Here is a 12,967-nt window from a genome sequence, read left to right on the forward strand (position 1 = left end):
CGTCGGGCCCTGTGTCGTCGTATGGCAGTCGCCCGACACGAGTCCGGCCCCGTCGCGGCGGGCAGAGCCCTCGCCTCACAGGTACACCCCGTGTTCATGCTCCCACCGCTGGCGACGTCGCTGTTCGGCGCGTTGCTCGCGGGCGAAGTCACGGTCGCCGTCGCCGCGCTCCACGCCGCGGCGATGTTCTTCGCCGTCTACACCGCCCACGTCAAGGACGGCTACGTCGACTTCCACGTCCGCGGGGAGGACGACGACCACCCGCTGACGGTCGGCGGGTGTCGCGGCGCACTCGTCGGCGCCGGAGTCGGCTTTCTGACCTGCACGGTCGGCCTCTGGCTGTTCGTCGGCCCGGGCGCCGCCCTCCTGACACTCCCGACGTGGGTCATCGGCTACACGCACGCGCCGCAACTCGACCTCAACCCAGTGGGGGCGACGATGGGCTATCCGACCGGCATCGCGCTGGCGTTACTGGGCGGGTACTACGCGCAGGCCTCGGCACTCAGCCCGCGAGTACTGGGGCTGGCCGCCGTCTTCCTCGCGTTGCTGACCGGCATCAAGATAATCGACGACGAGAAGGACTACGACTACGACCGCTCCATCGACAAACGGACCGTCGCGGTGGTGTTGGGGCCCCGACGAGCGCGGCAACTGGCCCGGTCGCTGCTCGTCGCGGCGATGGTCGGCGTCGTCGGCCTCGCGTTCACGCTGCCCGGGGTCCCCCCGACGGCGGCGGGTGCGGCCGTCGTGTTCGGCGTAGTCGCCGCCGTCGCCCACCGCGCGGAGTCGGAGCTGGCGACGAAGTTGCTCATTCGCGGTTCGTACCTCTTTCTGGCGGTGCTCGTGGCCGCGGTGTGGTTCCGGCCGCTCGGGTGAGTCGAGCGCGGTCGTCGGTCGGTCCTCTGCCGCGACCGTCCCGTGATTCGCGCGTCTCTCACGGCCAGTGAACCGGCGCTCGCGTCGGTCGAAGTTCTACTAATCGTCCGTCTCGCCCTCGTCTGCTGTTTCTGCCTCGGTCGGCGCCTCTGTCTCAGTCGGGGCCTCGGTTTCCGTCTCAGTCGGTGTCGGCGTTTCTGTCTCGGTTGGTGTCGATGTCTCGGTCGGCGTCTCGGTTTCAGTCTCAGTCGGTGTCGGTGTCTCCGTTTCCGTCTCTGTTGGTGTTTCCGTCTCTGTCTTGGTCGGTGACGCCGTTTCCGTCTCTGTCTCAGTGGGCGTCTCGGTTGGTGTCGGCGTGTCGTCCTCTGTCGGCGTCCCGGTTTCCGTCTCCTGTTCTATCTGAACCGCCGAATCAGTCTCTGTCTCTGCAGGTATCTCGGTCCCCGTCTCGGTTGGACTGGAAGTATCTGTCCCGGTGGCCGTCGGCGTTTCAGTCTCTGTCTCGGTTTCGGTGGGTGTCGACGTCGGTGCAGGGGACGGCGGAGGTGTACTCGATTCCGTCGGCGTCGGCTCAGGTGTCGCCGTCGACGAGTCGGATGCTGACCCTCCCGCGTCCATGGTTGGCGTTTGGGTGAGTGTCGGCGTGTCAGTTCTGCTCGGCGTCTCCGACGCCGGTTCCGTCGCCGTCGTTGTCGGCGTCCGGGTCCCCGTCGACGACTCCGCAGGAGTGGCAGTCCGCGTCGTGGTCGGAACCGGCGTCGCAGTCGACGTCTCTGCCGGAGTCGCCGTCGGGGCCGATTCGGTGGCCTGAGATTCGGACCCCGAGTCGGCCGACGTCGGTGCCTCGGTCGCCGTGGATTCGGTCTGCGTCACGGACGCGTCTTCGTCCCGAATTTCGCTCTGTGACGTCTGCTGTTCGGTCGCCGTAGATTCGGCCGTCGTAGCGGTCGCCTCCGTGGTCGACGTGGCGGCCCCTCCCGCTGTCGACGTCCCGGTCGGAGTCTCGCTCTCGGTGGGTGACGCTGCCCCGGTCGTGGTCCGGGTCGGTGACCCCGTCGGTGCTGACGTCGCCGTGGCACCAGCGTCGTCGACCGTCTGTGTAGGGCTCGAACCGTCAGTCCGCGTCTGTGACTCGGTCGCCGTCGTGTCGTCTGTCGGTGTTGCCGTCGCCGTCTCACTCGGCGTCGGAGCCGACACTTCTGGTGGTGGGTCCGAAGACGAGTCGGTCTCGTCCGTGGACTGTGTCTCCGACGAGGTCGTCTCGGGGGACGACGTCGTGACTGGCGAGTCCTCCGACGGAGACTCCGTCGACGAGTCTGGCTGTCGGTCGGCGGACGCAGTGGCCGTATCGACGGGAGTCGCGGTCGGGGTCGTCGGCGCTTCGCTCTGAGTCGGAGAGTCGGTCTCGGTCCGTGCCGACGTCGGCGTGACGTCTCCCTCCGGCGTCGGCTCTCTGGACACCACGTCGAGGAGGCTCGCCGTCGACTCGGACTCGGGTGTGCGCGTCTCATCTAGCTGAGTCGTGTCGACGCTCTGGGACGCCACCTGTTCGGTGCTGCTGTCGGTGCGGGTGTCCGTCTGCTGCTCGGTAGTCCCTCCCGAGTCCTGTGTGTCGGCGTCGCTGTCGCCGCCATCCGACGACGAGTCGGCGTCACTAGTCTGGGTCGCCGTCGTGGTCGTCTCGGACTGGTTCGTGCCGCCGAAACTGTCGCCGATGTCCTGCACTCGCTCGATGGATCCCTGGATGGTCTCGGCGAGGGTGTCCTGGAGGCTGCCGCCGCTGCATTCGACGTTGACGGTTCTGTCCAGCGACACCTCGACGCCGCTGCCCGTCGCGCGTATCTCGACCGTGACCGTCTCCGTGGCACCGCTCTCGCTACAACTGACGTCGGCGACGAGAGCACCGGTCTCGCCGCTGTCGAGCGAGCCCGGTTTCTCGAAGTTCGTCAGTCGGACGCCGCCGTCGGTTTCGTTCGTGACGGTCAGGTCGAGTTCGAGGGCCCTCCCGAACCGGTTGGTGAACGACGCGAGCGTCACGTCGGAACTGCCGTTCCCGTCGACGGTGACCCGGTCGTGTGCGATGCCCAGATACGCGTTCTCGTCCTCGACGACGGCCGCGGTCAGCCCCCGCCCGGCGGTCACGCTGCTGAACGCGCCGCTCTGTGCCAGCAGCGACGCGAACACCACCAGCGCGCCGACGGCGAGGACGAGTCGGCGTCGCCTCATCGCTCGCGCACCTCTGGTGGCTCGGCCGTACTCCCGAGGCGTAGCTGCGAGTGATTGAGGTAGGTGTGTACGACCGCGGAGACGAAGACGGCGACGACGAGGAACAGCGCACAGGAGAGGTCAGGTACCCGACCGAGCGGACCGAGGTCGGCCCACGCGGCCGTGACGACGACCAGCCCGAGCGTGGAGAGCGCGAGGTAGTATCGGCTCCACGGCACGTCCACGCCGGGGACGACGTCGAGATACACCTCCAGGTCGGCGACGGCGTCGGCGAGTTCGACGGTCTCCCGGCGGTTGTCGTACTGTACGAACCCGCTGGCGTCCATCTTCGGCAGGTGATGCTGGTGGAGCGCAGTCTTGACGCGCTTCGTCTCGGCCGAGGTCAGTTCCCCGACGGCCTTCTCGTTCTCCCACGCCGCGACGTGTTCCGCGAGTTCGCGGAGGTACACGCGCCGTGCCTGTTGCTTGAGATAGTGGAAGACGAACCGCCTGCGTTCGTTGCTCAGTATCTCGAAGACGGTGTTTTCGGAGGGTGGCTGATCCGCGCTGCCCTGCTGTGGTCTGGATGGTTCGACGTCGACTTCGCTCATGATTGGGTCCGTTGACCCCGCGTCAACGCTGCCGAATCTCACCACAGGGAGGGGACTTAGTTAGATAGATGACATATAGGAATATCCCGAGGTTGTCTCGTTTTAATAGTCGGTAAACTATTACCGGCCGAACATACGGTCGGGTTACCGATTCGAAAAGACGGATTGCAGGCCTCAGTACCCTATTTCACCGCTGCAACCGGCGTCTGCATGCTGCGGCCCGCATATACCAAAGGTGTGATACGATGATGGTGGAAGTGAGCACACTGGAAGCGAATGTTGGTGACGTGATTGGTCGTACGGGTGTGCACAAGGAGCACAAGACAATGCAACGACGCAAATTCCTCATCGGAATGGGATCGCTCGCCGCTGGTTCAGCGGCTGCAATAGGTACTGGTGCGTTTGAGAGTGCCAACGCAACACGTGGTGTGAGTGTAAGTCTGGCTGCAGACGCCAATGCTTATCTTAAACTCACTGCCGACGACGAATACGTCACAAACGATAGTGGGACTGGAACCCTGACAGTTGATTTAGGTGGGCCGACGACCGATGAAGGAGGTCAAGGATTCAACGACAACGCCGTGACGGTAGTGAATACTATCAACATCCAAAACCAGGGCGGGAATCAAAAAACAGTTAATATTGATCTCGTTGACAACACTGGTTCAGGTATCCAAGCGGCGCTCAACGGTGATCCCACCTTAGGCCCTGGTGGCTCAGTAAGTGATGCGGTACAATTCACGGTCGATACAAAGAACGCAAACCCTGAGAACTCCGGTGGTAACATAGTCATCAAAGCGCAAGAAGTATAACATTATCCAGATTACTATAATCATCCCAATAGGTATTTAATTCATAAATTTTTGAACTATATACTTCACTTATATACTATCCAAATCTACGTACGGCCGTTCGGAACTTAAACATCTATCTAAGTCATTAGGCCATGGGTGAAATATCAGTTCACCGTCTCGTTACGGGTAGCGTGTTATTGTTTGTCGTTGCTCTGTTGATCGGAGCGATGTTGGGGCAACCAATTCTGCTCGGGTTTGTAGAGACAGGTAGTATGGAACCAACCCTGCAAACCGGCGACGGCTTTGTCGCCATCCCTGCGGTCGTCGCGGGACCAGTAGAAGAAGGGGATGTCGTTGTCTTCCGCGCCGAAGAGATACAAGGCGGTGGCCTGACAACCCACCGCATTGTTGAATCAACCGATAGTGGATACGTCACGAGAGGTGACGCCAACCCGTTTACCGATCAGGATGGTGAAGAACCACCTGTCAGGAATGATCAGATCGTCGCAGTAGTCTGGCAACCAGGCGGCGAGGTACTGGCGATTCCCGGTGTCGGTGCGGTTGTTACCGGAACGCAAGATGTGCTCCAACTAGTTCAACGAAAACTCGCCGCCGCGTTGGGTACCCGCTCGCTGTTGGGCGTACAGGGACTGGCATACCTGTTCTTCGGTTTCACGGTACTCGTCTATCTTGTCGATACCTGGCGTTCTGATAATCGAAAGCGTGATTCGCGAACTCACTCCCGCGACTCGGGCACGAGTACACGACTCCTTGTCGGTATCTTCGCTGCCGCTATCGTTCTCTCAGCCACAGCAGTGATGATCGGACCAGCAGGACCGCAAGAATTCGGCGTCGTCAGCGCGGAAACCGACTCGCCAGGGACCCGCGTCATCGAACAGGGAACGACCGAGTCAACGACGTACCCAGTCGGCAACGGGGGAGTGGTTCCGGTAGTCACCTATCTCGAACCGGGGAGCGACGCCATAGACGTCGAACCGCGTGAACTCGCGGTTCCCCGGCGGTCGGTCGCCAACGCCACAGTCACGTTGCACGCACCACCAGAGACAGGGTACTACCGTTATTTCGTCATTGAACACCGCTACCTCGCCTTACTCCCACAGTCGCACATCCGCACACTCTACGAGATTCACCCCTGGGCACCCATCGTCGTCATCGACACGGTACTCGGCGTCCCGTTCTACCTCGTCGGTGTCAGACTGGTCGGCACCGGACGGATACGGAACCGCTCGCGGGACGTGGAACGGCCGGTCAGTGCTCGTCTGCACCGATGGGTCAGGCGTCTGTACTGAGTACCGACGCCGAGAACCCTGCCGAAAGGCCACCTTGCGGAGCGCGAGCGAGACAGCAGCCACGGTATCCTGACTATAGCAATCACCGTGGCTGTGCAGTCCCCGACGTAGCATGACCACCGTCACCAACCTCCCTCGACGCCCGCTGGCACCACCGGACGTCGCCGAACTCAACGGCGACGACCGTATCGACGTCGCACCGTACGGCGGGGTGCGGGACGACGGCGTCCGTATCTACGCGGTCAAGTTGGCCGTCGACGACACCGCGTACGCCCTCGGGTTCGACGACGCGACCGAGCAGTGGGAGCACCTCCTGACGGTGGACGCGGCGGACCTGTCGGCTGCGGACGACCAGCTCGATACGGTGCTCGACGAGTGGGCCGTCGAGACCTACGGCGGAAGCTTCGACGTGGTGAAGCCTATCGGTTAGACGGCCGAGGGACAGCGAGACAGTAGGCCGAGAGAGAGGTACTGTCGGCAGTCCAGCGACTCGAGTCGATAGCGGTCTTCGCGTCCGTTTCCCCCCGCCTCTGGCAACGAAAGCAGTTCGTACTCGCCGACCGAAAGTTCGCCTGAACGAGGATATCAGTGGCATAACAAACAGGTGCGGTGAACCGTGAGGACTTATGAATAGACGTTGGTTGCGCGTGCGGGCGCTGCTGGAGTCGCAGTTCGAACTGCTCGTCGTGGTCCTCCTCGCCCTCGCACTCGCCGGCGGGTGGGTGACCTACGGCGCGTACGTCGACCCCGGAACCACGACGGAGGAACGGGTCGTCTCGTCGTGGGGGACGACCGGCGACTACGACCACGCCGCGACGGTCGTCGAACCGAACCCCATCTACGACGTCGGCACGACGCTGGAGAACCAGTCGCTCTACGTGGCCGCCGTCGCGCCCGAACTCGACGGGACCTTCAGGTTCGGCTACAACGCGACCGACGGCGGTAACCTCGACGTAACCGTCGCGGAGCATCTCGTCGTCCACTCCGTGGCCGAAGAGGACGACGCGACCGTCGAGGTCTGGCGGCAGGTCCGCTCGCTCGACGAGCAGTCGGTCGACTCGGTGCGACCGAACAGGACTGTTCGCGTGCCCTTCACCGTCGACGTCAACCGGACGATGAACCGCACGGAGCGAATCGAGGAACGACTCGGCGACCCGCCCGGGACTCCGCAGATGGCGGTCGTCGCGACCGTCCGGCTGAACGGGACCGTCAACGGGGGCGAGGTCAACCGCACGATGGAGTACGTCCTCCCGGTCGCCTTCGACCGGGGCGCGTATCGGGTGAACGCGACGGCGGCGACGCAGCGGTTCGAGACGACCGAGACGGTCGTGGTGCCGCGGGAACCCGGCCAAGCCGAGACCCTCGGCGGGCCGGCAGCGCTCGCGCTGGGACTGCTCGGCCTCGTCGCACTCGGGGCCGCCCGCTGGCGGAACGACCTCGCACTCACCGACGCCGAACGCGAACGCCTCGCGTTCGAGGACGACCGCGAGGAGTTCGACGAGTGGATCAACGCCATCGAACTCCCGTCCGACGCCGAGTCGCTGCCCCGCGCGGAGGCGTCGTCGCTCGGTGACCTCGTCGACTTCGCCATCGACACGGACAACAGCGTCGTCGAGCGACCCGACGACGGCGCGTACTACGTGATTCACGACGGCTACGCCTACAGCTACGCCCCGCCGGAGATAGACGGAGCGTCACCGGACGACCGCCCGACGACGCCGACGGACGGGTCCACGATGGAGGCGAGCGGAGCCGAGGCGTCGAGCACCGAGACGGACGGGACCGACGGCGAGAGGTGAAGGCACCCCCGTCGCTCAGTTCTCGCTGATTATCTTGACGACCGCGCCCTCCTCCAGTTCCGTCTCGTCGCTGATGCGGCGGTTCTCACGGGCGTCGACGGCGTGGGTGTAGCCGTCGCCGATGTCCGAGTGGACGGCGTAGGCGAGGTCCTTCGGCGTCGACCCGCGGGGCAGGAGGTGCGCGTCGGGTAGGACGTTGCCCTGTCCGTCGGTCCACTTCGTGTCGTTCTGGACGGGATAGGCCGTGACGTGGTCGAGCAGGTCGTAGACGGCGGCGTCCATCGCCTGCTGGACCCCGGTGCCACCGTACTCGGCCATCACGTCGCGGATGCGGTCTAAGCCCTGTCGCTGTTGGTCGCTCACGTCGGCGACGATGTCGAAGTCCGGGTCGCCGGGGTCGTAGTCGACGGCCCCCGCCTCCGCGGCCTTCCGCAGGGCCAGTTCGCCGTCGGCCGTCGCCGGGACGACCAACTCGGCGGCCTCCCGCAGGCGCTCGACGTTGTCTTCGGGCGCGACGTCGGCCTTGTTGGCGACGACCACGATGGGTTTCGTCCGCTGGCGTATCTGCCTGGCCAGCGCCTCACGATGGTCGTCGGTCCACGCGATTGGGTCCTCGGGGTAGTCGAGTTCACGCAGCGTTCGAGCCACGTCCAGTTCGCTCGCGCCGACGCCGGCGAGCAAGTCGAGCAGTGCCTCGTCTAAGTCGAAGTCCGGCGAGCGCGACTGGCGTTCGACGGACTCCCAGTTGCGGTCGACGATGCTGGCGAGCCAGAGGTCCATCTCCGTCTCGACGAAGTCGACGTCTTCGACCGGGTCGTGTTCACCCACTTCGACCGGTTCGCCCTCCTCGTTCGTGCCGCCGGAGGCGTCGACGACGTTGAGGATGACGTCGGCGTTCGTGAGTTCGTCGAGGAACTGGTTGCCCAGTCCGCGCCCCTCGTGGGCGCCGGGGACGAGGCCGGCAACGTCGATGAGTTCGACGGGGACGTAGCGCTTGCCGTCCCGGCAGTCGTCGTCGCCACAGCGCTCCTCGCGGTCGAGACAGGGACACTCGGTGCGGACGTGGCTCACGCCGCGGTTGGCGTCGATGGTCGTGAACGGGTAGTTCCCCACGTCCACGTCGGCCATCGTCGCCGCCTTGTAGAAGGTAGACTTCCCGGCGTTGGGTTTGCCAGCGAGTGCGATAGAGAGCATGCTACCCCCTACCAGAGAGGGCGGAAAGGGGGTTTCGGTTCGAGCGGTCGAATCGGCGGGGCACGCACAGTGGGGCCGTGCGGCGCGGTTTCAGTCCGAGGCTTCGGCCGTGTCTTCTCGGTCGCTGGCGTCGGCCGCCGCCTCTGTCTCGTCGGCGGAGTCGTCGCCGGAGTCGTCGGCGTCGCCGTCCTCGGGTGCGTCCGCGTCGGTTTCGGCAGCGGTGTCGCTATCGCTCTCCAGTTCCTCGGCCATCTCCGCCATCGCGGCGGCGGACTCGTCGGGCCGGTCGAGCACTTCCTCGGTGTGCATCCGCATGCCCTCGCGAGCGCGAATCTTCCCGTCCACGGTGGCGTTCTCGTGGAGTTCGACGGTCTTCGCGGAGATGTCGCCCCACACTTTCGCGCCCGGACCGACGCGAACGTCGCCGTTGCGGGTCGTCACGTCGCCCTTGATTTCGGTTCCCTTCCCGACCACCACGTCCTCGCGGGCGCGGAGACTCCCGAAGACGACGTTGTCGCGGCCCACTTCGAGCGACTCGGCGCGGATGTTGCCGTGGAGACGGCAGTCGTCGCCGATGGTCGCCGGCGTCGAGACGCGCCACGCGTCGTCGGAGACGCTGGCGCCACGCGGGACGAGTATCGGGTCGTGGTCGTCCGCGTCGTCGCCGAGCATCTCGTCGACGAGGTCCCGAGCGGCCTCGTCCTCGCCGATGCGCAGGAGTTGCGAGAGGTAGACGAACAGGAAGACGATGGTCGGCATCGGGTTCCGGATGACTATCCAGCCGTTGGCCTCGAACCCGTTCTCGATGTCGACGTCGTCGCCGATGTCCAGGTCGCCGGCCACCCGCAACTCGCCGCCGATGTGGACCCGTTCGCCGATGTAGGCGTCTTCGCCGACCAACACGTTGTCCTCGACGTCACACCACATGTCGAGGCGGCAGTCGCCTTCCGCCTCGATGTGGCCGCCGAAGCGGACCCGTTCGTCGGCGATGACGGACCGGCCGCGGACGCCGAACTCGACCGTGCTCTGCCCGCCGATGATGACGTCGCCGTCGGTGACGAGGTCGTGTTCCTCGACGGTGGTCCCGTCGGGAATCGCGAGTTCGGAGAGCGGGTCAGAGCCGATTGGCACACCATCTAAAGCGTTTTCGACGGTCTTAAAGCCTGAGGGCGTGCACGACGGGCGTCTGACACACGTCTGACGTGCGTGTGTGAACCACTGTCTGATACCCGGTGAGAGACTACACTTTTATTCGGAACGGCCCTATCCAGCGGTATGACCGTTCTCTCGTTCGACGAACACGGCGTCGACGTCGTCTACGACGGCACGGAGTTCCGGCTCGAGAAGGCCCTCATCGAAGACGCCACCCAGAAGTCCTACCCCGACGTGACCGACCACGAGGTCCTCCAGCTGGTCGAACCCGACCCGTCGCTCTCCGGTGAGCCACAGCGAATCGCGGAGATAGTCGACTGACCACCCTGCCATAGTGCGATTCTCACGAAGGTATCGAATCCCTCGTAGGAACATAACGGCTAATCGACATAAGCACCGCCGTCTTGCGTTCTCGGACGTGCGAAATCGTGGCAAAATCACACATAGTCGGCAGGCATTTAAGAGCGCGGGACCCACTGTGTGGTAATGTCAGACCCACGAGTCGCAGGGGCCGGCGTCACGGCGTTCGGGAAACACCCCGAACGCACCGGTCGCGACCTCTTCGCGGAGGCGGGCCTGGAGGCACTCGACGCCTCTGGCGTCGCCCCGGAGGACGTCGACGCGCTCTACTACGGCAACTTCATGGGCGAGCTCGCAGAGCACCAGGGCCATCAGGGGCCGCTGATGGCCGAAGCTATCGGCGTCGACGCACCGGCCACCCGGTTCGAGGCCGCCTGTGCGTCCGCCGGTGCCGCGGTCCGGTCCGCCGTACGGGACCTCCGCAACGGCGAGGCCGAGGTGGTCGTCGTCGGCGGCGCCGAGCGGATGACCAACATCGGCACCGCCGCGGCGACCGACGCCCTCGCCATCGCCGCCGACGACCTCTACGAGGTCCGAGCGGGGATGACCTTCCCCGGCGCGTACGCGCTGATGGCGCGGTCGTACTTCGACCAGTACGGCGGCTCCCGCGAGGACTTGGCCCACATCGCGGTGAAGAACCACGAACACGCGCTGGTCAACGACCACGCCCAGATACAGAAGGAGATTACCGTCGAGGACGCCATCGAGGCACCGACTATCGCCAGTCCGCTCGGTCTGTACGACTCCTGCCCCATCACGGACGGGGCCGCCGCAGCCGTCTTGACCACGGCCGAGTACGCCGCCGACCACGGCCTCGACGCCCCCGTCGCCGTCACCGGCACCGGTCAGGGCGGCGACAACCTCGCGTTACAGGACCGACCACACCTCGCACAGACGCCCGCCGCCGACAAAGCGGCCGAGGAGGCCTACGCGGACGCCGGCGTCGGCCCCGACGACGTCGACGTCGCCGAGGTCCACGACTGTTTCACCATCGCCGAAGTGCTGGCAATCGAGTCGCTGGGCCTCTACGAACGCGGCGAGGGCATCCACGCGGCGACGAACGGCGAGACGGACCGCCACGGCGACCTGCCGGTGAACCTCTCCGGCGGCCTGAAGGCGAAGGGCCACCCGGTCGGTGCCACGGGCGTCGCCCAGTTGGCGACCGTCGCGTGGGTGCTGGACGGGTCACACCCGCGGGCGGACGCCGTCCCGGACGGCACCGTCGGCGTCGCCCACAACGCCGGTGGCACCGTCGCGTCTACCACGGTCCACGTACTGGAGGTGCGAGAATGACCGAACCAGCCCCGGACGGCGAGTACGACGAGTGGCTGGACGCCATCGAGGCCGACGAGGGGTACTACGTCGAGTGTGCGAACGGGCACGGCTGGCTCCCGCCACGTCGGGTCTGTCCCGAGTGTGGGTCCAGAGAACTGACCGCGGAACCGCTCCCCGACAGCGGCGAAATCGTGACGCACTCGACCATCACCGTCGCGACGCCGCAGTTCGAGGACGACGCGCCCTACGTCACCGCCATCGCAGACTTCGGCCCGGTGTCGGTGACGGGGCTCGTCCGCGGTGTCGACCCGGAAGAGGTGGAGATGGGTGCGGTCGTCGGCGTCGAAGTCGGCGAGCGAGAGACGACCGGCGACCGTGCCGTCGTGTTCCGGCCTCGCTAACCCTCGTTCTCGACGCGAATCTCCGCCGTACGACCCTGCACCACGTCGACGAACTCGTGGGGATGTTCGACGTGGGGGAGCAACAGCGAGTCGCCGAAGACGACCAGCGTCGCGTCGGCCCGGTTGGCGAGGTCACGGCCGTCCGACAGCGGCGTGATGTCCGCGTCTTCGCCCCAGACGAGCGTTGTCGGGACGTCGAGGTCCGCCAGTACGTCGCCGAGGTCCCCCTCTGGGTCTAGGAACCCCGAGAGGAACGACGCCGGGGCGAACCGGGCCCCCTGCTGGTGGCCGCTCTGCCACTCGTAGTCGACTATCTCGTCGGAGAGGTTGGCCACGTCGTAGTAGCCGTGGTCGTCGTGGAAGTGGCGGATGGAAGCCTTCGAGACGACGAGGTTGAACAGCGCCTGCCCGACGACGGGCGACCGGAGCAGCGACCGGACCCAGACGTTCCGATTGCCCATCGAGGAGTCCGTGGGGCAGACGAGGACGAGTTCGTCCACGTCGACGTCGCGGGCGGCCAGCGCGGCGTAGGAGGCCGTGAGCGACGAGGCGACGACGGTGGCGTCCTCGGCCTCGTCCTCGAGGAAGTCCCTGACGAACGTCGTCAGCAGCGACGCCGAGTACAGCAGGGGCGGCCGGTCGGAGTGACCGTACCCCGGCAGGTCCGGCGCGAGGACGTGGTACTCCTCGGCCAACTGCTCGAAGACGGTGTGGAACTCGTGGCTGGAGGCCGCCGCGTTGATGCCGTGGAGGAGCACGAGGTCGGGGTCGTCGGGGTCGCCGGCCTCCGTGTAGGCGACGTCGAAGCCACGCCAGCGGTAGGTCCGCTGGTCGCCCGGCAACAGTGGTTCGAACCCGTCGGCGCGCGACTGGAGGACGCGGTTGACGAGTGCCGTCGTCCCGACCGCACCGACGGCGGCACCCAGTACCTTTCGGAACTTCATACACCCGCCTACGGGCCGGACCCTGTTTATACGTGGTGGGGAGGGG

At 65.5% G+C, this 12,967-nt stretch carries 13 protein-coding genes; 8 read left to right on the plus strand and 5 right to left on the minus strand.

Annotated elements, in window-relative coordinates:
* Positions 1 to 21 precede the first annotated feature (21 nt).
* On the plus strand, positions 22 to 876 hold the full coding sequence (locus tag EGH21_RS00945) for a UbiA family prenyltransferase (RefSeq protein ID WP_220616602.1): 855 nt from the start codon (positions 22 to 24) through the stop codon (positions 874 to 876).
* Between the two features lie 99 nt (positions 877 to 975).
* Here EGH21_RS00945 and EGH21_RS00950 read toward each other — a convergent pair whose 3' ends face one another.
* Positions 976 to 3,102 carry a hypothetical protein gene (locus EGH21_RS00950; RefSeq protein WP_220616603.1) on the minus strand — a complete coding sequence of 709 codons (2,127 nt, stop codon included), beginning with the start codon at positions 3,100 to 3,102 and terminating at the stop codon, positions 976 to 978.
* Entirely contained in the window at positions 3,099 to 3,692 is a 594-nt protein-coding gene (locus EGH21_RS00955) for a DUF7344 domain-containing protein (RefSeq protein WP_220616604.1), read from the minus strand. Before EGH21_RS00955 ends, EGH21_RS00950 begins: the two co-directional genes overlap by 4 nt.
* A gap of 245 nt (positions 3,693 to 3,937) precedes the next feature.
* Between EGH21_RS00955 and EGH21_RS00960 the strand changes: the two genes are divergently transcribed.
* From EGH21_RS00960 to EGH21_RS00975, 4 genes are all read left to right on the plus strand, one after another.
* Entirely contained in the window at positions 3,938 to 4,504 is a 567-nt protein-coding gene (locus EGH21_RS00960) for a hypothetical protein (RefSeq protein ID WP_220616605.1), read from the plus strand.
* A gap of 134 nt (positions 4,505 to 4,638) precedes the next feature.
* Positions 4,639 to 5,796, plus strand: coding sequence for a signal peptidase I (locus tag EGH21_RS00965; protein ID WP_220616606.1), 1,158 nt, complete (start codon positions 4,639 to 4,641; stop codon positions 5,794 to 5,796).
* Positions 5,797 to 5,908: 112 nt separating this feature from the next.
* Positions 5,909 to 6,226 carry a DUF7964 domain-containing protein gene (locus EGH21_RS00970; RefSeq protein WP_220616607.1) on the plus strand — a complete coding sequence of 106 codons (318 nt, stop codon included), beginning with the start codon at positions 5,909 to 5,911 and terminating at the stop codon, positions 6,224 to 6,226.
* A gap of 196 nt (positions 6,227 to 6,422) precedes the next feature.
* Entirely contained in the window at positions 6,423 to 7,595 is a 1,173-nt protein-coding gene (locus tag EGH21_RS00975) for a DUF5305 domain-containing protein (RefSeq protein WP_220616608.1), read from the plus strand.
* 15 nt (positions 7,596 to 7,610) lie between these two features.
* Here EGH21_RS00975 and EGH21_RS00980 read toward each other — a convergent pair whose 3' ends face one another.
* Both EGH21_RS00980 and EGH21_RS00985 read right to left on the minus strand, forming a co-directional pair.
* Entirely contained in the window at positions 7,611 to 8,789 is a 1,179-nt protein-coding gene (locus EGH21_RS00980) for a redox-regulated ATPase YchF (RefSeq protein WP_220616609.1), read from the minus strand.
* A 90-nt stretch (positions 8,790 to 8,879) separates the two neighbouring features.
* A complete protein-coding gene (locus EGH21_RS00985; RefSeq protein WP_220616610.1) occupies positions 8,880 to 9,920 on the minus strand; it encodes a polymer-forming cytoskeletal protein in 1,041 nt (346 codons plus the stop codon).
* A 144-nt stretch (positions 9,921 to 10,064) separates the two neighbouring features.
* On the opposite strand from EGH21_RS00985, the gene EGH21_RS00990 reads away from it, so the two are divergent.
* The 3 genes from EGH21_RS00990 (at position 10,065) to EGH21_RS01000 (ending at position 11,977) form a co-directional block, all read left to right on the plus strand.
* Complete coding sequence (locus EGH21_RS00990; protein ID WP_220616611.1) at positions 10,065 to 10,262, plus strand: DUF5800 family protein; 198 nt, start codon at positions 10,065 to 10,067, stop codon at positions 10,260 to 10,262.
* A 165-nt stretch (positions 10,263 to 10,427) separates the two neighbouring features.
* Complete coding sequence (locus tag EGH21_RS00995; protein WP_220616612.1) at positions 10,428 to 11,594, plus strand: thiolase C-terminal domain-containing protein; 1,167 nt, start codon at positions 10,428 to 10,430, stop codon at positions 11,592 to 11,594.
* Positions 11,591 to 11,977, plus strand: a complete 387-nt coding sequence (locus EGH21_RS01000; RefSeq protein WP_220616613.1) for a Zn-ribbon domain-containing OB-fold protein — start codon at positions 11,591 to 11,593, stop codon at positions 11,975 to 11,977. Before EGH21_RS00995 ends, EGH21_RS01000 begins: the two co-directional genes overlap by 4 nt.
* On the opposite strand, the gene EGH21_RS01005 is transcribed toward EGH21_RS01000, so the two are convergent.
* On the minus strand, positions 11,974 to 12,921 hold the full coding sequence (locus EGH21_RS01005; protein ID WP_220616614.1) for an alpha/beta fold hydrolase: 948 nt from the start codon (positions 12,919 to 12,921) through the stop codon (positions 11,974 to 11,976). The genes EGH21_RS01000 and EGH21_RS01005 overlap by 4 nt on opposite strands.
* Positions 12,922 to 12,967: the final 46 nt, after the last annotated feature.

The sequence above is a fragment of the Haloarcula rubra genome (genome assembly GCF_019599465.1).
Classification (GTDB): domain Archaea; phylum Halobacteriota; class Halobacteria; order Halobacteriales; family Haloarculaceae; genus Haloarcula; species Haloarcula rubra.

What these genes read in the sequence shown, in the direction of transcription:
- EGH21_RS00945 (WP_220616602.1), top strand. Translation starts at nt 22, where the DNA reads ATGGCAGTCGCCCGACACGAGTCCGGCCCCGTCGCGGCGGGCAGAGCC.
- EGH21_RS00950 (WP_220616603.1), bottom strand. Translation starts at nt 3,102, where the DNA reads ATGAGGCGACGCCGACTCGTCCTCGCCGTCGGCGCGCTGGTGGTGTTC.
- EGH21_RS00955 (WP_220616604.1), bottom strand. Translation starts at nt 3,692, where the DNA reads ATGAGCGAAGTCGACGTCGAACCATCCAGACCACAGCAGGGCAGCGCG.
- EGH21_RS00960 (WP_220616605.1), top strand. Translation starts at nt 3,938, where the DNA reads ATGATGGTGGAAGTGAGCACACTGGAAGCGAATGTTGGTGACGTGATT.
- EGH21_RS00965 (WP_220616606.1), top strand. Translation starts at nt 4,639, where the DNA reads ATGGGTGAAATATCAGTTCACCGTCTCGTTACGGGTAGCGTGTTATTG.
- EGH21_RS00970 (WP_220616607.1), top strand. Translation starts at nt 5,909, where the DNA reads ATGACCACCGTCACCAACCTCCCTCGACGCCCGCTGGCACCACCGGAC.
- EGH21_RS00975 (WP_220616608.1), top strand. Translation starts at nt 6,423, where the DNA reads ATGAATAGACGTTGGTTGCGCGTGCGGGCGCTGCTGGAGTCGCAGTTC.
- EGH21_RS00980 (WP_220616609.1), bottom strand. Translation starts at nt 8,789, where the DNA reads ATGCTCTCTATCGCACTCGCTGGCAAACCCAACGCCGGGAAGTCTACC.
- EGH21_RS00990 (WP_220616611.1), top strand. Translation starts at nt 10,065, where the DNA reads ATGACCGTTCTCTCGTTCGACGAACACGGCGTCGACGTCGTCTACGAC.
- EGH21_RS00995 (WP_220616612.1), top strand. Translation starts at nt 10,428, where the DNA reads ATGTCAGACCCACGAGTCGCAGGGGCCGGCGTCACGGCGTTCGGGAAA.
- EGH21_RS01000 (WP_220616613.1), top strand. Translation starts at nt 11,591, where the DNA reads ATGACCGAACCAGCCCCGGACGGCGAGTACGACGAGTGGCTGGACGCC.
- EGH21_RS01005 (WP_220616614.1), bottom strand. Translation starts at nt 12,921, where the DNA reads ATGAAGTTCCGAAAGGTACTGGGTGCCGCCGTCGGTGCGGTCGGGACG.